The sequence below is a fragment of the Paenibacillus sp. FSL R7-0189 genome, from assembly GCF_037969925.1.
Lineage (GTDB): Bacteria > Bacillota > Bacilli > Paenibacillales > Paenibacillaceae > Paenibacillus_AQ > Paenibacillus_AQ odorifer.
On sequence record NZ_CP150223.1, the window covers coordinates 6,719,441 to 6,740,692 of the forward strand.

General features: G+C 44.5%; 18 protein-coding genes. 4 read left to right on the plus strand and 14 right to left on the minus strand.

Annotated features, from left to right (window positions below):
* Positions 1-125: 125 nt before the first annotated feature.
* From MKY63_RS29720 to MKY63_RS29735, 4 genes are all read right to left on the minus strand, one after another.
* Positions 126-1,820 (minus strand): methyl-accepting chemotaxis protein, encoded by a 1,695-nt coding sequence (locus MKY63_RS29720; protein ID WP_339810835.1) that lies wholly within the window; start codon positions 1,818-1,820, stop codon positions 126-128.
* Between the two features lie 160 nt (positions 1,821-1,980).
* The gene (locus tag MKY63_RS29725; RefSeq protein ID WP_036683474.1) at positions 1,981-2,679 is read right to left on the minus strand and encodes a cyclic nucleotide-binding domain-containing protein; all 699 of its coding nucleotides are present in this window, start codon (positions 2,677-2,679) and stop codon (positions 1,981-1,983) included.
* A 94-nt stretch (positions 2,680-2,773) separates the two neighbouring features.
* Positions 2,774-3,298 carry a hypothetical protein gene (locus MKY63_RS29730; protein ID WP_076130648.1) on the minus strand — a complete coding sequence of 175 codons (525 nt, stop codon included), beginning with the start codon at positions 3,296-3,298 and terminating at the stop codon, positions 2,774-2,776.
* A 24-nt stretch (positions 3,299-3,322) separates the two neighbouring features.
* On the minus strand, positions 3,323-4,834 hold the full coding sequence (locus MKY63_RS29735) for a DUF4173 domain-containing protein (protein WP_248548029.1): 1,512 nt from the start codon (positions 4,832-4,834) through the stop codon (positions 3,323-3,325).
* Between the two features lie 112 nt (positions 4,835-4,946).
* Between MKY63_RS29735 and MKY63_RS29740 the strand changes: the two genes are divergently transcribed.
* Positions 4,947-6,641, plus strand: coding sequence for an ABC transporter substrate-binding protein (locus MKY63_RS29740; protein ID WP_076130646.1), 1,695 nt, complete (start codon positions 4,947-4,949; stop codon positions 6,639-6,641).
* A gap of 71 nt (positions 6,642-6,712) precedes the next feature.
* On the opposite strand, the gene MKY63_RS29745 is transcribed toward MKY63_RS29740, so the two are convergent.
* From MKY63_RS29745 to MKY63_RS29770, 6 genes are all read right to left on the minus strand, one after another.
* The gene (locus MKY63_RS29745) at positions 6,713-8,692 is read right to left on the minus strand and encodes a CotH kinase family protein (protein WP_339810836.1); all 1,980 of its coding nucleotides are present in this window, start codon (positions 8,690-8,692) and stop codon (positions 6,713-6,715) included.
* A gap of 88 nt (positions 8,693-8,780) precedes the next feature.
* Complete coding sequence (locus tag MKY63_RS29750) at positions 8,781-9,272, minus strand: DinB family protein (RefSeq protein WP_076214419.1); 492 nt, start codon at positions 9,270-9,272, stop codon at positions 8,781-8,783.
* Between the two features lie 31 nt (positions 9,273-9,303).
* Positions 9,304-9,747 (minus strand): GNAT family N-acetyltransferase, encoded by a 444-nt coding sequence (locus tag MKY63_RS29755; protein ID WP_076214422.1) that lies wholly within the window; start codon positions 9,745-9,747, stop codon positions 9,304-9,306.
* A 373-nt stretch (positions 9,748-10,120) separates the two neighbouring features.
* On the minus strand, positions 10,121-10,654 hold the full coding sequence (locus tag MKY63_RS29760; RefSeq protein WP_076214427.1) for an AAA family ATPase: 534 nt from the start codon (positions 10,652-10,654) through the stop codon (positions 10,121-10,123).
* 116 nt (positions 10,655-10,770) lie between these two features.
* On the minus strand, positions 10,771-12,189 hold the full coding sequence (locus MKY63_RS29765) for an NAD-dependent malic enzyme (protein WP_076214431.1): 1,419 nt from the start codon (positions 12,187-12,189) through the stop codon (positions 10,771-10,773).
* A 320-nt stretch (positions 12,190-12,509) separates the two neighbouring features.
* A complete protein-coding gene (locus MKY63_RS29770) occupies positions 12,510-13,085 on the minus strand; it encodes a hypothetical protein (RefSeq protein ID WP_076100739.1) in 576 nt (191 codons plus the stop codon).
* Positions 13,086-13,224: 139 nt separating this feature from the next.
* On the opposite strand from MKY63_RS29770, the gene MKY63_RS29775 reads away from it, so the two are divergent.
* Positions 13,225-14,220 (plus strand): acryloyl-CoA reductase, encoded by a 996-nt coding sequence (locus MKY63_RS29775; RefSeq protein ID WP_036683447.1) that lies wholly within the window; start codon positions 13,225-13,227, stop codon positions 14,218-14,220.
* A 51-nt stretch (positions 14,221-14,271) separates the two neighbouring features.
* On the opposite strand, the gene MKY63_RS29780 is transcribed toward MKY63_RS29775, so the two are convergent.
* Positions 14,272-15,108, minus strand: coding sequence for a cupin domain-containing protein (locus MKY63_RS29780; RefSeq protein ID WP_256715527.1), 837 nt, complete (start codon positions 15,106-15,108; stop codon positions 14,272-14,274).
* 171 nt (positions 15,109-15,279) lie between these two features.
* On the opposite strand from MKY63_RS29780, the gene MKY63_RS29785 reads away from it, so the two are divergent.
* Positions 15,280-16,137 carry an alpha/beta hydrolase gene (locus MKY63_RS29785; RefSeq protein WP_081388122.1) on the plus strand — a complete coding sequence of 286 codons (858 nt, stop codon included), beginning with the start codon at positions 15,280-15,282 and terminating at the stop codon, positions 16,135-16,137.
* 1,452 nt (positions 16,138-17,589) lie between these two features.
* On the opposite strand, the gene MKY63_RS29790 is transcribed toward MKY63_RS29785, so the two are convergent.
* A complete protein-coding gene (locus MKY63_RS29790; RefSeq protein WP_143763155.1) occupies positions 17,590-18,114 on the minus strand; it encodes a hypothetical protein in 525 nt (174 codons plus the stop codon).
* A 185-nt stretch (positions 18,115-18,299) separates the two neighbouring features.
* Here MKY63_RS29790 and MKY63_RS29795 point away from each other — a divergent pair, with 185 nt between their 5' ends.
* Positions 18,300-18,569, plus strand: coding sequence for an excalibur calcium-binding domain-containing protein (locus MKY63_RS29795; RefSeq protein ID WP_038570042.1), 270 nt, complete (start codon positions 18,300-18,302; stop codon positions 18,567-18,569).
* A 121-nt stretch (positions 18,570-18,690) separates the two neighbouring features.
* On the opposite strand, the gene MKY63_RS29800 is transcribed toward MKY63_RS29795, so the two are convergent.
* Positions 18,691-20,316, minus strand: coding sequence for a glycoside hydrolase family 9 protein (locus MKY63_RS29800; protein ID WP_076214434.1), 1,626 nt, complete (start codon positions 20,314-20,316; stop codon positions 18,691-18,693).
* A 156-nt stretch (positions 20,317-20,472) separates the two neighbouring features.
* Positions 20,473-21,222 carry a GTP pyrophosphokinase family protein gene (locus tag MKY63_RS29805; protein WP_036689808.1) on the minus strand — a complete coding sequence of 250 codons (750 nt, stop codon included), beginning with the start codon at positions 21,220-21,222 and terminating at the stop codon, positions 20,473-20,475.
* Positions 21,223-21,252: the final 30 nt, after the last annotated feature.

The window sequence follows — 21,252 nt, forward strand, 5'->3', positions numbered from 1 at the left end:
AGTTATAGGTAGATGGCCGTCGATGGCGATTTCTATGCTTTGTATGTGGGATATTACGTTCAACAAAAAAAGCCCCGGAGAGGACAAGGGGACTATATTGCCCCTTAACTCTCCGACGCTTCGTGTTATACATTAAATCTAGCTACCAACCCTTGCAGTCCATGCGCCATTGTACTTAATTCACTTGCAGAGGATGCAATTTGTTCGACCGAAGCCATTTGCTCTTGTGAGGCTGCTGACACATGCTGAGTACTCGCAGCGGTTGTTTCCGAGATTTGCGTAACGTTACGAATTGACTCTACAATCTCATCCGCAGCCGCCGTAATCTCCTCTACGGCTCCAGATACTTCCTGAACCTGTTCGGCGAGTGAATCTATAGATAATCGAATCTCACCGAAGGAACGTCCCGCTTCTTCGATAATCTCCGTACCTCCCTTTACTTCACGCATGCTGCTCATCATCACCTTCATCGCGTCATCTGCTTCACTTTGGATCCCAGTCGCCATTTCTGCAATTTGATTGGCGGATTCCGCGGACTGCTCTGCCAGCTTACGGACCTGATCGGCAACCACAGCGAAACCTCTACCTTGTTCACCAGCACGAGCTGCCTCAATCGTCGCATTTAGGGCCAGCATATTCGTCTGCGAAGCGATTCCTTTTATGACTCCTACAATACTGCCAATCTCCTGGGATCGATTCACAAAACCTTGGACTTGCTGTGATAAAGATTGTATGGAGCGATTAATCGATTCCATTTGCTGTCCAGCGGCGTGAAGGGATTCATCTCCTGTAATGGCAAATGCCGCAGAGCGATGGGAGGCTTCCGAGATGTCCTGGACACTGGCAGCAATTTGACCGATTCCTAGAGATATTTCTGAGATTGTAATTGTATTGGTCTGCAAATCATTCATCTGTCTGGCTGTTCCGGAAGCGACTTCACCCATAATATGCGATATTCGTTCTGTGGCGCCTGCCGTCACTCCACTATCTGACCTAAGCTTTGTAGAGGAATTCGCGAGACTATTCGCCGATAACTTCACCTGTTCAATCATCGTGCCCAGATTATCTGTCATTTTATTAAAGTTAAACGCCAGTTCACCAATCTCATCTTTAGAACGAACACTTAATTTGCGCGTAAGATCGGCATCCCCATCTGCAGTTTCCTTCAACTGAGTGTTCACATCACGAAGCGGTTTAATAATCCGTCCAGAAATTAGCAGCGCAAGGATCACCGCGAGCACTACCGACAATCCAGTCACACCAAAGCTAGTAATCAAAGCGTTGTTACGATGCGAATTTGCCAGGCTTTGTCCATTCTCTATTTCCTCTATGAGCATGTTCTGAAACACAATCTGAGATTCAATCATAGCGTCTAATGACAGGTTCGTGAATTTCTTCTGCGCTTCCGGGAAGTTGCCTTCCTTAGCTAAGGCAAAAGCTTCCTTCAGAACGATTAAATAATCATTCCATTTGCTCTTCAGCTCAGCTACACCCTTTAACTCAGCTTCACTTAATCGGGCATTCTCCAGCTCTGTAATAGCATTTTCAATCAATGGGAGCATTTCTTCATACTGCGCCAGATATGAATTCCGCTCATCATCTGTGTTACTCATCACATAACGAGCACCCAGCTCATCTGCGGTACGAATCTTATCCGTTAAGCCCTGAACAAGTGACAGCTTGTCCCAGTTACGATTAACCTGATCTGTCAATTGGGTAACCTTCCCCTGAAACAATGTGTTTCCGGCTATCGCCACTAGAAAGACTATAATCACAGCAGTAAATCCTAAGACTATTTTCCCACGGATACTTTTCACCATCGGTTTTCCTCATCTCTATATGTATGTAGATCTATTTGGTACTTTTATCCTACTAGCTCTCCCTTAAGCCTCTCTGAATTTGAACTGAATGTTTGCTTAAAAAAACAAAAAGACCCCTATTTCCGGCCGAGGCAGGAACTAATGGTCTCTTGAGATCTTTTTATTCGTATAAATTTCCGTTAGCCAGCTCTGCCAGCTTCGATTCATCCAGTACACTTAAGCGTCCACGATTTCGTGTAATGATTCCTTCATCAATAAAACGCCGTACAATTCGATTAAGATGCCGATAGCTTGTGCCAAGCAATTCTGCTGTCTCAATAAGACTTGAGGTCCGAATCTCCTCCACCCGCCGGTCACCATTTTTATCCGCGAACAAAGACATTAAATAACTGGCAAATCGATTCTCCACAGGATACAACAGGTTAAGTGCGGAGGCTTGACCGAGCGTATGCAATTTGTGACTAAGTTCTCCGACGAGAAAACGTAACAACGCTGTATTTTCCTCAAGCTCTCTCAGGAGTAGTCTTCTCCCTGCAAAAAGAATCAAGCTCTCACCCACAGACTCCACTTGATTCTTAACAGGGAACCGGTGAAGGAGCTCTACATCCCCAATCACAGATATCGGATTTGTAAACCGCACCAGCATAGATTTGCCATTTGGCAGCAAGGTCTGAATTTTGAGCTTGCCCTCAACCAATATGAACATCCCATCCAATTGATCGCCAACCAAACACAGCTTTTCTTCATCCGCGTAACGTCTCAACTCCATTTTATGCGTTACCAGCGGGCTAAATATTCCGTCCAGACCGTTCTTCACTGCCAAGGCACGGACAGCCTCACGGTCATTTATCGTCTGCATGTAGTGCCCCCTCTATTGTTTGCTCCAGTGTAATTTAGAATACCCCACAAAAAAAGGACATATGTCCTTTTTAATAAGGTTTTCCTATGACACTTTACATTACAACAGAATCCACACAATAACGAATCATATCTACCTTCTGATCCTGCAGCCAAAATTCAATACTCCGATGGTTGATTTTATCCACGTATCCGATAATCTCAGCCCCTTGCTCCCCTCTTTTATAATAAGAAGTGCCATAAGCCTTGATCACTTCGTCCGCTGAAGCTCCAATATGAATATCTCTTGCCGTACTCATCGTATGATCGGAATAGACGCTGATTAGAATGATCTTATCATCACCACGTGCTGTGGCTATTGTTGTCTCATGACCCAGATCATAATACTGATACCGCTCTATATCATTATTTGGCTTAGGTTCCCTAGCGATTGAATCAAGGCTTTGAAGCAGCTGAATGCCGCCCAGACTTTCCTGTTCAAGATGGGTGCTGGAAACACGCGAGTAATGATTTTGTTTGGGCGCATTGTATAAATAGATATGATAGATCCCGTAACTTAAACCTACCGTAATAAAAATAATGATAAATGACCAGCCTCTTTTAAATGGCTTCTTCCTCACTGACCTCACACCTTCTTCTTACCTTTACTGTGCAAAATATTCAGCCAGCTCACGCTGCGCCAGATATTGCGGGAAATTAAACGACTGCCATGCCCACTCACGCTTATTGAGTTCTCTCCATTCATTCTTCAAAAAATCATCCAGCATCCCATCTTCCTGTTCACTAAACTTTATCAGAGAAGGGATGACCTCCGGAGATAAACGGACCAAATAATTGGCGTCCAATTTACCACTCGCTGCATAACGATCCATATTTTTATTAGCGATAATAACATCCATCCCGATATAGTTCATGACGACGTAGGAGATCAAGCCCAGCACAATATAACATTTCGCCAATGGCACACGCTGAACAGCTATCCGTAAGGCTGCAACCACCAACAATAAGCCCATAAATATCATAAATGCATGCACTAAAAACCGAGTCGTGGTATAGCCATACACCTCTTCATAAAGAGTCAGACGGGTATAGGCGGAATATAGCATAACTGTCGAGCAACCAACCAGAATGTAGAGCAGAACATTAATAAATTTTTGCAGCCCTCCACTTCTTTTTCCTTCCGACACCAAAGCCAGCAGCAAAATCACGAAATTAATCGCAGCCACCATAATCAGCTCAAAAAATCCACTACGTGCGTAATCAGCATATGAGCTGCCCTCTGGTAAAATCCCTTCCCATGCTCCAAACAAGTAAGAAAACTGTACGAAAACAAACAATACATATACCGTGTTAATGGCTATAAGAATCGTCGTCATAATTATCGGATCCATTTTAAAGCTTACAGGCGCCAGCACTGGACCATATTCCTTAGGCTGCATATTCCAGTCATAGATTTTCGAATCCACATACCCCCACACTAAGCCGAACAAGCCCATGCCCAGCAGGATAATCCACAGCACCCGCACAAAACCTTCCCCAAATGAAATCTGATCCAGCACATTCGGCAGCGCCAGCAGTACATGATGAAACACTCCGTCCGCTGAGGACAGCAGAGTCACCACAACCAGCAATATTGGAAAAGAGATCGCAAGTCCTATCAGCACTTTCCCCATAACCTGCTTACGCTCGTCCTTCATTTTACTGCCGCCAGACCTTTTAATGATCGTAAACACAGTGCTCCAATGGCGGAAATTCTGTGGAAGCACATGCTCCAGCGTGTTCCCCACTAATCCAAGCCGGCTCCAAGCCGGCCGTTTATCACTAAGCAAATAAGTCATATGTAATAAAATCAACACCGGGATCACCAGCAGGTTCAGCCCAAAGAAGAAAAAATTATGAAAGAATAAATAGGTTAATGAAAGTAGAAAAATCGCTCCAAACCAGAAGTAACTGAATTTGTTAAGCTTGCGGATTTTAGCCTTGGCATAATAAAGCATGAACGCATAGAACAGACATACAAAGATTGGATACGATAGGCCCGCCAGCTTCCCATAAAATAAATACTGATGAACTATTGCCAGTAAGAACGCGGCAAGCAAAGCAGCAAGCGATCGATTAAGCCTAAGTCCCGTTCCCGTTTCCATTTCCTCGGTCATGGTAATTACCCCCATTTTCTTACTTTCTCATCCTTATTTTACGTGATAAAATAAGAAAAAAAAGAGAAAGAATTTATTTATAATTTCCTATTTTCCGAAAGGAACCAAAACAATGAAGCTGCATAGCCAATTTTTAAAGCTGCAATCTCATTTTGGGGGAGCCACAGAAATCTCAGTGACGATGGATGAGTTGGCATTGATTTTCGGCTGTACACACCGCAATGCCCTGCATATTGTGAATAAAATGATGTTGCAGGAATGGATCAAATGGACGCCTAAGCGTGGGCGGGGAAGCCGCTCTTTGCTGCAATTTCTTGTTCCCTCCGAAGAAATTGCCCTTCAATCCATGATGCAGGCGATTAGCCGCAAAGATGTCCACAACGCTATAGAAGGTATCAAAACCCATGCCAGCTCCACCTCACTGCAGGATACACTGCAGGGTTGGCTGCTGACCTATTTTGGGCATCATTCTGAAATTCGTAGTGACAAGCAAATTGATACTCTCCGGCTGCCTATTACCCAGCAACTCCATACCTTCGATCCGTTGTATATGAATCTGCTGGCAGAGTCATTTGTTTCCAGCCATGTTTTCGACGGGTTAGTGAAACGAAGTGGTGAACAGGACAAAATCGTTCCCTGTCTGGCTCACGCCTGGGAAGTCGATGAGAGCCGGACGCTCTGGACTTTTTTTCTACGCAAAGAGGTGTTATTCCATCATGGAAAAGTGCTGACAGCCAAGGATGTAGTCTATTCCCTGGGACGGTTGATGCAAACCTCTAAACGGACACTCTATAGCTATATTTTCAAAGAAATCCAGCGGGTCACCGCATTAAATCCATCTACCGTTCAAATTACGCTTAAGCAGCCTAATGAACTATTTCTACCATTTTTGTGTACGAGCAGAGCCGCAATTGTACCGCGTGATTTAGAAGGAATGGATGAGCAGAGCTTTGGCCGTAGACCCGTGGGGACTGGCCCCTTTAAGGTTGTGGATATGACCGAGGACACTTGTGTGCTGGAGGTTTTTCCTTATTATTTTCAAGGACGGGCTCATTTAGATCGGGTTGAAATCCTTTATGTCCCGTGGGATACCGAAACGTCATCCTCTGATACGGGTTCTGCTTTTCACGTGATTCAGAATCCCTCATCCGCCAGTTCTTCGACCTGGAGCCGAATTCATTCGGAGTCTTCCATTCGGAAATTCGTCACCTGCAATACGCAAAAAAAGGGACCGCTAAGCGATCCCCTGCTTCGGGCAAAAATAGTCTCCTGTTTAAAAGACGATTCAGCGTCCATCGAGCAAGAAGCGATAATAGATCAAGAAATCACGTTGCAAATCTCTACGATTCCACAATATGCTGGCGATGCTGATTTTATTGCCACTAGACTAGAGCAACAAGGTTATAAATGCAATGTCATTTCCGTGTCTCCAGAGGAATTTAAAGGTCCGATTCGGCTGGAATCTGACCTGATTGTTTTCTCATTATTCCGTGACGAGGATGAACAACTTCGTTTATTTGATCTATACCTCACGCTCTCCCAGCATATTGAACCGCATACCCGGGCGGATATAGAAGGCTGGCTATATACCATCGCGCGCGAACCTAATCCGGTGGCCCGAGCGGAAAGTTTCAGTATCATCGAGAACCGTCTGATTAAAGAGCACCACCTACATATTTTGTATGAAAAGCCGACTCAGACAGCTTATCTCCCCTCTGTCCGCGGGGTTAGCTTCAATAGCCAGGGTTGGGTCGATCTTCGTCATGTCTGGTTTCCGCCACTGCTCTCTAGCAGCAGCACGAGTTGATCTGCTTGAATTAAAAAATGCGGAAATCCAGAGCTTGCCCCGGATTTCCGCATACGCGATAAAGCTAATTATTAAGCTGCTGTTTTAGTCGTAGCTGTAACTGTAGAAGTCCCTGCATCCCACTTCACATCCATATTCAATCCCTCGGAAATAAATCTTACCGGAACCAGTGTCCGATTTCCGATAATTTGCGGAGGAACGTCGAGTGTGAGTACTTTGCCATTGATGTAAGCAGTCTTGCTGCCAATGGCCATTACGATCGTTGTATTGTCTTTTATTGCGGTAATTTTCTTAGTCGTTTGATCCATGGTTACTGTAGCACCCAGAGCATTAAAGATTGCATTCACTGGCACCAGCACACGGCCATCCTTATTCACAGGAAGCTGATCTGCAAAGCTGACCGCTGTTCCGTTTAAAAGTACGGATATTCCCTTAGTGCCCGTCGTGTTCGGATTCGTTGTTGATGGTGTAGTAGTTACAGAGGGTAGAGGTGTGACGTTAAGTCCTAGCTGGCCTTGCAGATTAGCAAGTCTGTTCAGCGCAAAGGTCATAATCGAACCTGCAGCCATTGTGCCCATACCTTGTCCCCCGCCTCCAGCGTTACCTGTTGGAGGTGTAGGATTACCATCAGTCGCAGTCCCTGTATTATCAGGACGTGCTGGCGGTGTCGTTCCATCCGGAGGTGTCATGCCCTCCATCCCTTCAGGAGGTGTCATGCCTTCCATCCCAGCTGGTGGAGTCATTCCTCCACTACCACCCGTCTCGCCTGTTGTTGAATAAGTAACATTACTTTCAAATTGTTCCATGGTATAAAATTTGGTTGGATCTGCTTGAACGTAAGGTTTAATCAAGGTAGCCAATTCAGTGATTCTGCTCTGAATTCCTTCCAAATAATCTACCAGCTCAGATACATATTTCAAGTATATAGTCTTATATTCAGGCACTTCCAACAGATTAGCAATCATTGGGACCTGATCTAAACTTATCCCAAGTGTAGGATTATCAATCGATGCAGTTACTGCGTTGGTATTGGCTGCGATGGTTGTTGCCGATGTAGATGTTGTGCCCGCAGCAGCTGTTGTACCTGCTCTGCCGCCTCCGCCACCAGAATACCCGTTAAAGGACATGTTCATATCCCATGGAAGTACACTAAATTTACCGGATGCATCCCCGTACAACATATAATTATGACCTTTATCCCCGTTATAGCTGTCATAGTTACCCAATACAGCATTAGTGGCGATATACTTCAGGGCCGAATCCACATCTAGCACACTTTCAATAGAACCCTTCTCACCGGCAGGCATCTCATTCAGTACCTTGATGAAGTTCTTTAACGAAGCTTTATCATCTTCTTTACCTGTATCATAAGTTATCGTTTCGTAGTCACTGTCTTCTTTGTACTGCAGATAACTTTTTTCTTCTGTATCATACAGAACACCTTCGTCATAAGTTTCTCCATAGGTACGTTCCAGGTAGCTGTCATCTATCGCTTCCACACCTACATAAAACCCATATAATTCTCCGTTGATATACAGGTTGGTGAACACAGTCAAAGGTGCATCCACACCAACAGAACGGAGCGCTTCGTAATGTAAATATTCACGAATATACGAAGGGTCCGAAAAATTGTTGTTCAGTACCATTTTATCAAGACCAAGTAACGTTTGCTTCTTATCATATTTATCAAATTTCAGCCGGAAGCTGTATCTGTCCGAGTCTGTCATACTGGCTACCGATTTTAACGTCAGATTCCCTTTAGTAGAAAATCCAACATTTTCAACAACATTCCCGTCAACTTCAACCTTAACTTTTTTGTATTCTTTTTCGAGGGGACTTGCTAATATACTTTTCCAATCCGCATCATCAATCGTTACTTTAACATCAATGATTCTGTCACCCGCGAACAGGGATTCATACGCTTTCGTTACACCTGCATCCGCCGCACTAACTACGGGCGTGTTTCCAGCAACTCCAAACGCCGTTGAGACGATAGCAAGACTTAGTGTAACTGCCATGAACTTTCTCAGCAAATTTTTCTTCTTCACCATGTGTAATCCTCCTTGAAGTACAGATTTATGTTTTCGAAGTTCAAGGAGATTGTAAAATATGAATCTGAATATACGCTGAATAGCTTGTCTAAGCTTTGCCAGGCAGGCTGTTTATCAGCCCTTTGCCAATCAGATTAGCTGAAACCGGCGGTTTTCCGATCTCTCTGGCCCAGACCGATAATTGCCCGACATGATGAATCTCATGAGCAATCACATGGCGCATTACCTCACCCCAGGCATCGGTCACGATCCTGCCATCCGGAAGGTGATCCTCAAAAATCCTCTGCTCCAGCCCCTCATGCCAAGCCGTTACAAAGGGTTCCACCTCTGTATGGAATTTTGCATCCAATTCTCGTACTTGCTGCAAAGTCTTGTACTGCTCAAAATCCTCTTGGAAATCCGATTTTCCTTGCAATACTTGAATCCAGCTCCACTCCACATCCACAATGTGAAAAAGCGTCTTGAGTATACTGCCTACACCACCTATACGTATTGCAAGCAGCTCCTCCTCAGAAATATTTGCACACCACTCATACCATTGTTCGCGGACCATCCAGTTATATTGAAAAAATGTCTGCAAATAAAAACCTCCTAGAAAGTTGTTGTACTTTTTAATGGGAACTTAAATGTTTTCGGTATCCTTCTACCTTTTCATCTCTATAACCTAACGATTCATAGAACACATGCGCTTCCTTCCGCTGCTCACCGGAGACTAAAATAATATAATAGCAGTCTCTTTCCCGGGCCGCTTGTTCAATGGCGTTCATAAGTTTTTTGCCGACGCCTTGACGGCGTGCCCGCGCTGAAACGACCACATTCTCAATCACCATAAACGGTTTGCAGTCCCCCACTAAGTCCTGACACACGATGCCCATCAAAGACCCTAGTAACTCCCCCTCTACAAAAGCACCCAATAGAATGTAGCGGTTATCCGCCTTAACCACTTTAAACACTTTTTCAAGCTTATTAAGGTCAGACGGTTTATTCATCAGCTCTTGATATAAATTCCCCAGTTCAGGAAGAGATTCCATTTCTATTTCTTTAATATCAACCATGATTGTTCATCCTGCTTTCTTTTAAATTAACAGCCCTGCTCATACACATACAGTCCACCATTCCGTGGATGAGATATACACTTTCAATTATAACCTCTTTGGACCAACTGCTGTGCCAACATCTTCATAAAAGAAGAATGCCCATAATACCAAGCCATCCGCCCCAGCACTAGCCACATAAAATGGATGCAGCTTAATCTTCTTCATAGCCCCATTATTTACGAACTATCAACTCGAATTCATCCTTCTGTCCATCCCACTCTACGCACCAATCCCAGAATGTACGGACTTTAACTCACCTTTGACTCCCTCAACATTATTGCTGAATTCTTCTGTAGCCTGTTGAATATATTCCGCCGACCAAAAGTTCCTCCTATGCCATTTGTAAATATCTGAGCACGATCTCAACACGCTCTCCAACCGATAAATCTTCCTCTATTCGTAAAATAGGACATTCCAGTGCGGACATCCATTCCTCATGCAGCACTTTGCTCCTGACTTCAACTCCAGCAACATCATATAATGCCGCCCACTCCATAAAGGTCTGATACGCTTCATATTTACTTCCTCCAGGCAAAATATGATCACCATATCTCTCGTACTCTCTGGCTCTTAATCTATCTAAACGAATTTCCGGTGGAAGTCCTAGAAAAATAACCAAATCGAATAATGGTCGAAGGCCGTCTCCCCAGCCACATACCGCACCGCTCAGAATCCAAGGTTCCTTATGAGTCAAATCTCTTGTAAGTCTTGCTAATCGCTCATTGACCTCACGTTGCTTAGTGAATTTATGCTCCCAAAAATAGTCGTCACTGTCTAACTGGACATGTGGCAACACTTTAGCTAATTCGTAACCTAATGTACTCGTTCCTACGCCTGAGGCTCCCATAATATGAATTTTTCTCATACATTCCCTCACCTTTAAGTGGATTTAAAGTTGCAATTCGGGCAATTTCCCTCCAAATATAAAAACAAATAGACTGCTCTCTAAGTAAGCAAAGCAGTCCATTTATCGTATAGCTCTTATTCCGTTATAGCTGCTACGTCTTTAGGAATCCGGCGTGCTGCATCCGTGGATATAGCCGCTTGGATTACTGCCAGGCGGACCTGTTCAACTACTTTTTCGTTAAAAATACTTGGGATGATATATTGCTCATTGAGTTCATCCGGATGAACGACCGATGCAATGGCTTTTGCCGCAGCCAGCTTCATTTCCAGATTCACAGTTCTAGCCCGGCAATCAAGTGCGCCACGGAAAATACCCGGAAAACATAACACATTATTGATCTGGTTCGGATAATCACTTCTGCCTGTCGCTAGAACGCGAACAAAAGGTTCTGCCAAATCCGGTTCAATCTCCGGTGTAGGATTAGCCATCGCAAAAACGATGTTATCACTGGCCATGCTTTTAAGATGCTCCACGGTCAGAATCCCCCCACGGGACACCCCAATAAAGACATCTGCCCCTTGTATAACCTCCGTTATTCCACCCTCAATTCCCTCAGGATTGGTTGCGGCAGCAAGCTTCTGCCATTCCGGATTATCATACTGGAGATCTTTTCTGAGAACGCCTTCACGATCAACCGCATAAATATAACGCGCGCCCGCTGCCAGCAGCAGATTACATATGGACACCCCAGCCGCCCCTATACCCACAACAACAATCCGCGCATTTTCAATAGATTTATTAACAACTTTAAGCGCATTCAAAAGTCCTGCAAAAGCCACCACGGAAGTTCCGTGCTGATCATCATGGAATACCGGAATGTCCAGCTCTTCCGCAAGCCGGCGTTCGATTTCAAAGCAGCGTGGTGAACTTATATCCTCTAAGTTTATCCCTCCAAAGCCAGGAGAAACTGCTTTTACGATATTGATAATTTCTTCCGGATCTTTGGTATTTAAGCATAGCGGAAAAGCATCAATGTTCGCCAATTGCTTAAACAGCATCGCCTTACCTTCCATGACAGGCATCGCTGCTTCCGGGCCGATATCCCCTAGTCCAAGCACAGCAGTGCCGTCCGAAACGACTGCAACTGTATTTCTTTTCATCGTCAGAGAATAAGCTTTTCTGGGATCTTCGGCAATCGCCGTACACACTCGGGCTACCCCCGGCGTATACACTAAGGATAAATCCTCCCGATTTTTAATCGGCATTTTAGGTGTGATTTCGATTTTTCCGCCAAGATGAGCCAGAAACGTCCGATCCGACACGTTGATTATTTTAATTCCCGGCATCTTCGATAATATTGAGATAATTTCTCCATTAGCTGCGTCTTGCACATTCACTGTTATATCTCGGGTAGTGACATCCTTCCCTGCACGTATCACGTCAATAGCAACAATATCTCCGCCAGCTGCGGCAATTCCTGAAGCAACATCGCCAAAAGATGCAACCGATTTCCGAATTTCGAGCCTGATAATCATTGTAGTCGCAATCGACATGAATTAGCCTCTCTTTCTTCAATCCTATTATTTAAAAAATACTATACTTTCCCATTTAAACATATCTTCCGCCTATTAACTAGATCAACGAAAAATTTTTCTTCATACAGTATTCCCATCCGCACCCGGTCCAAATACATCAGGTATGGCAGCTACGGACACAGAGCCATTTTTCCCGTGAAAATAAATTTCATCATAATCTTAAGTGTATGTAAGCATAAACAAACCGTAAGCTCTTATACTCTTCATTACCTTCTCTGCATGCTGTAGAGCATCCCGCCGATTCTTTTCTCCGCTGGCACTTTCAGTTGCTCTCCTCACTAAGGTCTGTACTGCTCTTCTAGCAAAACAGCCTTACCTTCTACAAATGTCAGATGGAATAATCTATCCACAAGCTCTTCGCTAATAAAATTCGTATAGTCAACTTGCTGAGGTCTCGCCCCATTTAGTTCAGCTATAGTTACATCAGTCTCAAGCTTAAGTCGTTCGATTTCATCGCTTGCATTTCGGATATAGAATCCATTAGGCAATGATTCGGGTTCTTGTATACCATCTTCTTTAGCCGCAATTTCTGCCGCCTCTCCACCGAACCATTCCACCTCATCCAGATCCAGATAAACCGTATTCCCTTCTGTGATTACTCCCTTTATAAAAGCTAATTTTTTCTCCACTTGAGGTAAGTTATAAATAATTTTTTTCAGTTCCTCCACGCTTTCACCCTGCACTCCACTCTCAGAGTTAGATTGGATTGAAATCTCGCCTATAGTTTGAACAAGCTCCTTGGTAGTTTGGTTAGTCTCTTTTGGTGGCTTATTATAAAAAGAATATCCATTAAAGCCAAGTGAGACTAATGTGATACCCGCTAAGACTGTACCCATTAAATTTTTCCATTTCATAAGCTTCACCCTCTATCACAAGATTTAACGGAACCTTAATAAACAATTGCGCTATATCATAGACAATCACAAATTGACCGGGCAGAATAAATATTATATACATGTCTTACCTATAACGTAGTTGAAGGAGCTCACACTTATGACAGAATCATTTCAGGCGTTAGTTGTCGACAAAACAGAATCATCCTTCTCCGTAGCTGTTAAGCCGGTTACCCTAGAGGATCTGCCAGCTGGAGAGGTTGTAATTAAGGTTGCTTACTCCAGTGTAAACTATAAAGACGGTTTAGCCAGTATTCCAAACGGTAAAATTCTAAGAACATATCCCTTTATTCCAGGGATAGATTTATCCGGTGTTGTGGTATCTTCCACAGATGAGCGGTTTCATAAAGGGCAGCAAGTCATTGCGACAGGATATGGTGTTGGCGTATCACACTTTGGCGGCTTTAGCGAATACGCTCGGATTCCCGCAGGTTGGATCACTCCCCTTCCCGAAGGCCTGACGCTTAAAGAAGCTATGATCTACGGTACTGCAGGACTGACAGCTGCCTTGTCCATACTAGCCCTGGAAGATCATGACGTTTCCCCGGACAAAGGCAAAGTACTTGTAACAGGCGCTACCGGCGGTGTAGGTGGATCTGCTATTGCCATGCTTGGCGCAAAAGGGTATAGCGTAGTGGCAAGCACAGGTAACGCCAAAGCTACCGATTACCTTAGAGGTATAGGAGCCGAGGACGTGATCTCACGTGAAGAGGTCATTGGCGGCGCCAGCAAACCCTTGGACAAACAATTATGGCAAGGCGCAGTAGATTCGGTGGGTGGTGACACCCTTGCCGCAGTTTTGAGTAAAATCACCTACAGAGGTTCTGTAGCTGCAAGTGGCTTAACCGGAGGCACTTCAGTTCCAACTACAGTACTTCCGTTTATTCTTCGGGGTGTTAACCTTCTCGGCATAGATTCCGTTGAATGTCCTGCAGACCTTCGCCAGAAGGCTTGGAAACGGATGGCGAGCGATCTGAAGCCAAGTCAGCTGGAGAACCTCGTGGATCGTGAAGTCACGTTAAACGAGCTACCGCAAGCATTGGAAGATATTCTACAAGGAAACCTTAGAGGAAGAGTACTTGTCCGTTTATCCTAGGTTTAACAACGAAACCTCCCGGAATCTAGAGTTCCGGGAGGTTTTTTTAGTTTACTCTTGGTTATTTGGATACTGGTAATGCGGCTGCTGCTGTACATAGGGTTGTTGGCGATAATGCTGATCATAACCCTGCGTATAGTACCCTTGCATCGGGTAAGGCTGATAATTAAAGGCTTGTGTAGCTGGAGGCATTTGTGAAGATATCGGGATGGGTTGTGCCTGCATATGAGCGTATGGATTCATATTTGGCTGCATATTAGGATGCATATTTGGTTTAACATTGGCTTGCATATTTGGGGCCATGTTAGGGGCCATATTAGGAGCCATATTGCTGCTGCCCATTACTTTATCTTCTTCGCAGCAGTCAGCAGGAGGGCCGATGAAGGTTCCCGGCTTGATTGGAGCAAGAGCTTCTTTTACCTTAGCTTCATTTAAGCAGTAAGTATGGGCTAATACATTTGCTGGGGTTTTGCTAAGAATATCCGAACCTAAAATGACCTCAGGAATAGGTGCGTCAAAAATCGCGAGCAGATGTGTATTATCCACAGTAGCTACCTCATAATGCCACCAGCCTTGCGGCACGTTTGCCACTTGACCCGGACAAATCGGAAAATGCAGAAGTTCATTTGTGAACGGATTGATTAAAGACACTACCGCTGAACCGCAGATACAATATACAAGCTCTGCAGCATTTTGATGATAATGAGGTTCCACAACATTTGATTTGCTAAGAAAAATATCCAGCAGCGATATGTTCTCAAGCGTGTTCAATTGTTTAATCGACAGCAAGTTAATGAAGTTGTTGGCATCTTTTTTAAAAAGTGTATTGGTGTTCACATCAAAAGTAAACTCTGTATTGGGGGACGTATAGTCCATGTATGAAGTCACTTTTTTTCCTGCCTTTCTGTTGCTATAAATTTTTGCTTTCCCTAAACACAAGATATGCGTTTGCCTATGCCTAGGTGCGGAGATTCACTACTCCTGATAAAAATTCATCTTTCTTTTCTAAACGGGGCATCCTCTAAGTATTACACTCTCACCCCACATAGGAGGCATAGTATGAAATCCATTCACACAAAAATAGTGTTAGCGTTATGTATCACTCTCTTTACAATTATGGGTTTCCAGCCTATGAATCTCAGCTCCACGGTTGAGGCCGCCAATAACAAAACATCATCGAAACAGGCGCCTCTTACATTTGTTCTAGTTCATGGGTCTTGGGCTACTGCTTGTTTTTGGGATCAAACGGCCGCCGCACTTCGCAGCTTAGGACACACCGTCTATACTCCGGAATATGCCGGTCATGGCGGGGACAAAAACAATAATGTAACGCATGCGCAAATTACACAGTCTGTTGTCGACTTTATCAAGCAAAAAGACTTAAAGGATATCATTCTGCTCGGACATAGCTTTGGTGGATCGGTGATCCAAACCGTCTCTCAGCAAGTACCGGATCGGATCAAACGTCTGGTATTCTTCGATGCCTTCGTACCGCTGGATGGGCAAAGTGTGGCGGACCAATTTCCAGCTGATTCGCTTAAGTACTTTGAACAGCTAAGAGATACTTCCGGCAATAACACCATAACGCTCCCCTTTCCTCTCTTCCGGGATACATTCGTCAACGCCGCCAGTCTTGCGGAAGCGCAAGCTTTTTATAAACAAGCTCCTCCTGAGCCAGCAAGTCCACTTTTCGAAAAGCTTGATCTCAAGAAATTCTACAGTCTCCAGATCCCCAAAAGTTATCTTTATCTAACGGAGGACACCGCGATACCGCAAGGTCCATACGGATTCCATCCTACACAATCCAGTCATTTAGGCGTCTTCCGCTTCATCGAGGGCAAAGGAGATCACATGACCACCGTTCGAACCGAACCCAAAATGCTGGCGGAATTGATGGTGAAGGCGGGAAGAGATTAGTCGCCTAACAGCTGGATAGTCTAGTAGCTGTTGTGGCTTGAGCTGGGGTTCGCGAGCTGGGCTGGTGACGTGAGCTGGGCTGTTTGATATGAGCTGAGCTATGCGATGTGAGTTGGGCTGGTGGCTCGAGCTGCGCTTTGTGATGTGAGCTGAGCTATGCGATGTGAGTTGGGCTGTGTAATGCGAGCTGGGCTATGTGACGTCAGTTGCGCTGTATGATATGAGCTGGGCTGGTGACGTATGCTACACTCTATAATGCAAGCTGGGATATGCGACGTCAGTTGCGCTGTGTAATGCGAGCTGGGCTATGCGACGTCAGTTGCGCTGTATGATATGAGCTGGGCTGGTGACGTATGCTATACTCTATAATGCAAGCTGGGCTTTGTGATGCTGAGTTGGCCTTCCACTCTGGGCTGAACATTGCGACTCTAAATACACTAGAGCTTAGCGGGGATCGGACCGAGGAGCTCTTATTTTCACAATTTCGGCGATTTAGCCATGCTATCGGACTCAGATGCAGCTATTCACCCAAAAGTACTCCTATAATGCGTGATTTCAGGGGAATAAGAGCCATACAGTCCGAAACTCTCGCCAGAACGATCATAATGCCAAAATAGCTGCAATACGGTCCGTAACGATGTCTGACGCGAGGTTTCTTAATTAATCACCAACGTAGGCTGATGATTTGTGACTCGAGCTGGCATTGCCACTCTGGGCTGAACATTGCGACTCCAAATCCACTAGAGCTTGGCGGGGATCGGACCGAGGAGCTCTTATTTTCACAATTTCGGCGATTTAGCCATGCTATCGGACTCAGATGCAGCTATTCACCCAAAAGTACTCCTATAATGCGTGATTTCAGGGGAATAAGAGCCATACAGTCCGAAACTCTCGCCAGAACGATCATAATGCCAAAATAGCTGCAATACGGTCCGTATCGATGTGTGAAGCGAGGTTTCTTAATTAATCACCAACGTAGGCTGATGATTTGTGACGCTGAGCAGGTATTGTCACTCTGGGCTGAACATTGCGACTCCAAATCCACTGGAGCTTGGTGGTGATCGGACCGAGGAGCTCTTATTTTCACAATTTCGGCGATTTAGCCATGCTATCGGACTCAGATGCAGCTATTCACCCAAAAGTACTCCTATAATGCGTGATTTCAGGGGAATAAGAGCCATACAGTCCGAAACTCTCGCCAGAACGATCATAATGCCAAAATAGCTGCAATACGGTCCGTAACGATGTCTGACGCGAGGTCTCTTAATTAATCACCAACGTAGGCTGATGATTTGTGACTCGAGCTGGCATTGCCACTCTGGGCTGAACATTGTCACTGATGATTTGTGGAGAAACAGACCGCGTGGACTGAACGATTGTGCTTTCGAATCAAAAAAAGAGCAAGCGTATGGGAATCCCCTAATACGCTTGCTCTTTTTATCCATAACATACCTACTTCCTAGGCAATCCGCCACGCGGCAGCTCAGGGTCCGATGTCACTCCGGTAATCACCCAGCTATTCTTCTCTTGCACAAGTGAGATTGTCAAAAATATAGAAGGTGCTGGTCCACTTGAAGTCGCAGTATCCAAACGCATTTCTATGACCTCTGAGTTCTTGTTAATTATCGTTTCTTTAGTGACCTCGTAGTTCGTGATCCAGGGGCTGGAGACACCCGTTACCCAGTTTAGTTCAACAAACCGCGGATACATAATCTTTTTGAATTCTTTGGAGAAGATCGAATATTGAATCGAGGCATTCCGATGCTGTAATCCGAACCCGTATAGCTCTGATGCTTGAATTGCAGAAGGTAATATAATGCGCTTGGACTCCGGAGCTGGCTTGGGCATAGCCGATAGCAGTTCTCCATTAACGCGAGTCATAGTAACGGGGGCTGATGCACCCAAGGCCATTCCCGGCAGAAGCAACAACCCTGCAATTAGAGCAGTCGCCATTTTCTTTTTGCTAATTAGAATCACCTCATTCGTAGCCTGTTCACTACATGTGAATTGAATCTAATTATTCCCCCACTTCACTCATAAATATGTACACTGTTTCCAAATCCACCAATAATGTATACCTCAATGAATTAAACTGGTAATATAAAATACATACGATACTACGCAATCATCAATTCCATTAGATTTTTATAGGAGATGTTCTCATGAAAAAAATCTTAAACATTTGTCTAGCATCAGGCCTGCTACTCACTCTATCCGTCGGTACCTTAAATACAGCAAGCGCAGAATCCAAGGTCAAAACCTACAAAAACTGCTCGGAGCTAAACAAAGATTACAAAGGTGGAGTTGCTATTTCCAGCTCAACCAAGAACAAAGGCGGCAAAACGAAAAATAAACCCTATGTATCGAAAGAACTCTATAATGCCAATAAAAAAAGCGACCGTGACAAAGACGGAATCGCTTGTGAGAAATAGGCTTAACCTTGCTCAATCATTTGCTTGAGCCTTAGATCCCGCGTGAATATCGCATTTCAACTATAAAAAAGAGAAAGACATCCAGAACCAGGACGCCTTTCCCTATTCGAACTATTGCTTTTTATTGATTAAACCGGGCCACAACAAACACCGCAGGTGAATTCCAATAGATCGTCACTTCATTCGTAGAATAGCTAAGCTCATGATCGACAAAGCACTGCGCAGCTGGTTTTCCCTGTAAATGCTCAACTACATATTCATCATGCAGCCCACGATCTGGCCCCCCTGACACCAATCCTGGCACCGGATCAGCCACTTGGTCACCTACAGAAGGGCGATGATGCGGATTCATCACGGCATGATCCCCAAATCCGGTAACATAGCTGATATCCAATACGTTACGCCCCATCAGATAATGTAGATGATCTAAGGCACAGTCCGCAAAACCGGAGTCTCCACTAAAATATTCAGCCGCCAGCAGCAGCATTGCATTGTTCATTACAAGCATATTACTGCCCCAGATATAGTCCTCCTCTTTTAAAGAGATCCTATAGCCCTCCTCACGACTCTGTTCCACTAATCGTTGCGCTTCAGCAACAAGCCCTTCTTTTAACGAGACATATAAAGCACGGTCTGCTTGCTCCTCACCATTTAACAGATAAGCAATAGTGCCATAGCCCCCCATATCACCCCAGCCTAAACTGTATTTTGGAAAAGCCAGCTGCACTAGCTGGAGAACAGCTTGATGATACTCCTCTTTCCCTGTCGTACGATACAGCTCCGCCGCTGCCCAATACCGCTCGTCCTTATCGACTCCATCCCCGTATTCTCCAGTGCTAATCTCAGGCGGATTCGTAAAACCGGGTACATCTGGATGCTGAACAAGCCATTCCCATGCTGCCCCTGCAGCATCCAGACATTTCCGCGCATAAGCAGCATCAAAAGACTCGTACACTCTTGCAGCCATAGCCATAACCCCAGCAAAATCTCCAGTAGCAGTAGCAGATATTGGTGAGAAGTACAGATCCGCTGTATCGTCCTCAGGCATAACATCCAGTCCAGGAAAGCTTAGCGTAGTCAGTTTATGGTATACACCACCTGTTGCGGAGTCTTGCATTTTAAACAACCAATCGAGCTCCACCTTGCATTCCAGCAGCACATCTGGCGTAGATCCATCACTTTCAGGCAATGGGATAGCGCTTACAAAAGCCGAGGGATATAATTCATATGCAAGCAGCATCTCCGCGATAGCTTTCGCTCCGGGACCGCTATATTTTCCATAATCACCTGCATCATGCCAGCCACCCGAACAGTCTAGTTGAAGATCCGGTTGCCCATATACAATCCCTTTTGCGGTATGACACGCCTTGTGCTTCCAATCTTCAGCATATTCTTCAGTCAATTCAACGCCACAGCGATAATAATAGAAAGCTTTCAGCAAGCCCTGTTGAAGCTCATGATAAGGCTGATCTGAGATTGTAAAGGATGCCGAAGCTACACCCTCGCCCTGCTCAATCCGATATCTTCCCTCAGCCTTGACCTCCGAGAAATCACCTGTGTGCAAAGTTACTCCACTGGCTTTATCAAATCTTCCAGCATCTGAACTACCTTTGAACACAATAGTCCCGCTATCAACATCAACTACCTGAAAATCATGCTCAGCACCTGTAAATACTGCGATTTTTTCTCCATCCAGCGGATATCCGATTTGATTCACAGTAATGGCGCGAAGTGTACGCTCGCTCATCTTCATTCTCCTTTTATGTAAAAATGATGAAGCTGAAGTGACCTTTCTCTTCTAGTTGAGAATACTCTATTCTAATTATCTATGGCAATGATGTATACAAGAAAAAACCTAGAGTCACCCGAAACGAAACGGATAACTCTAGGCGGACAAAACAGCTTATTTATCGTCAAGCAGTTTAATAAAGTTAGCTGGAAGTGTGAACTGCTTATTATGAACCACTATACGGCGAAGCTCCTCCTCGAAAGAGCTAAGATCATCTTCATCATCGTCTTTAATTTCTTTTATATCTCGGTGCAGACGCTCCATTTGCAGATCAAGAGCATGGGCGGCATCCGCCGCATTTTTCAGCTCACGAGTCATGCTCTCAGGTACTGATTTATTATATTTATAAAAGATTTTATGTTCGAGGCTTGCCCAGAAATCCATAGCAATGGTACGAATTTGAACTTCTACACAGACAAGCTCCTGGCGATCGGACATAAAAACAGGGACTTGAATCAGCAAATGAAGACTCTGATATCCGTTAGGTTTAGGATTCTTAATATAATCCTTCACCTCAAGAACCGTTAGATCATCCTGCTTCTGAAGCATCTCACTAACATGATAGATATCAGAGATAAAAGAACAGGTGATCCGCAGACCAGCGATGTCTTTAATACAATTTTTCACTGAATTCAGCGATAATTCACCATTTTTGCGCAGCATTTTGTTCATGATACTCTCTGGTGACTTAATACGCGATTTGGTATGTTCAATTGGGCTGTAATCATGCAGAGACTGAAACTCCTGTTTTAGGATCTCAATCTTTGTTTCCATCTCATCCAATGCAAATTTATAAATCAACATGAAACGAGTGATATCGTGCTTAAGCTTCTTAAATTGTTCAATTTGATTCTCGGGGGTCATTATCTCATTTCTCCTCTTGTAGCGTTTCTC

Coding starts and splice junctions, on each gene's coding strand:
- MKY63_RS29800 (WP_076214434.1), bottom strand. CDS start 20,316: ATGAGCGAGCGTACACTTCGCGCCATTACTGTGAATCAAATCGGATAT.
- MKY63_RS29755 (WP_076214422.1), bottom strand. CDS start 9,747: ATGGTTGATATTAAAGAAATAGAAATGGAATCTCTTCCTGAACTGGGG.
- MKY63_RS29735 (WP_248548029.1), bottom strand. CDS start 4,834: ATGACCGAGGAAATGGAAACGGGAACGGGACTTAGGCTTAATCGATCG.
- MKY63_RS29765 (WP_076214431.1), bottom strand. CDS start 12,189: ATGTCGATTGCGACTACAATGATTATCAGGCTCGAAATTCGGAAATCG.
- MKY63_RS29760 (WP_076214427.1), bottom strand. CDS start 10,654: ATGAGAAAAATTCATATTATGGGAGCCTCAGGCGTAGGAACGAGTACA.
- MKY63_RS29795 (WP_038570042.1), top strand. CDS start 18,300: ATGAAAAAAATCTTAAACATTTGTCTAGCATCAGGCCTGCTACTCACT.
- MKY63_RS29725 (WP_036683474.1), bottom strand. CDS start 2,679: ATGCAGACGATAAATGACCGTGAGGCTGTCCGTGCCTTGGCAGTGAAG.
- MKY63_RS29740 (WP_076130646.1), top strand. CDS start 4,947: ATGAAGCTGCATAGCCAATTTTTAAAGCTGCAATCTCATTTTGGGGGA.
- MKY63_RS29770 (WP_076100739.1), bottom strand. CDS start 13,085: ATGAAATGGAAAAATTTAATGGGTACAGTCTTAGCGGGTATCACATTA.
- MKY63_RS29785 (WP_081388122.1), top strand. CDS start 15,280: ATGAAATCCATTCACACAAAAATAGTGTTAGCGTTATGTATCACTCTC.
- MKY63_RS29775 (WP_036683447.1), top strand. CDS start 13,225: ATGACAGAATCATTTCAGGCGTTAGTTGTCGACAAAACAGAATCATCC.
- MKY63_RS29745 (WP_339810836.1), bottom strand. CDS start 8,692: ATGGTGAAGAAGAAAAATTTGCTGAGAAAGTTCATGGCAGTTACACTA.
- MKY63_RS29805 (WP_036689808.1), bottom strand. CDS start 21,222: ATGACCCCCGAGAATCAAATTGAACAATTTAAGAAGCTTAAGCACGAT.
- MKY63_RS29720 (WP_339810835.1), bottom strand. CDS start 1,820: ATGGTGAAAAGTATCCGTGGGAAAATAGTCTTAGGATTTACTGCTGTG.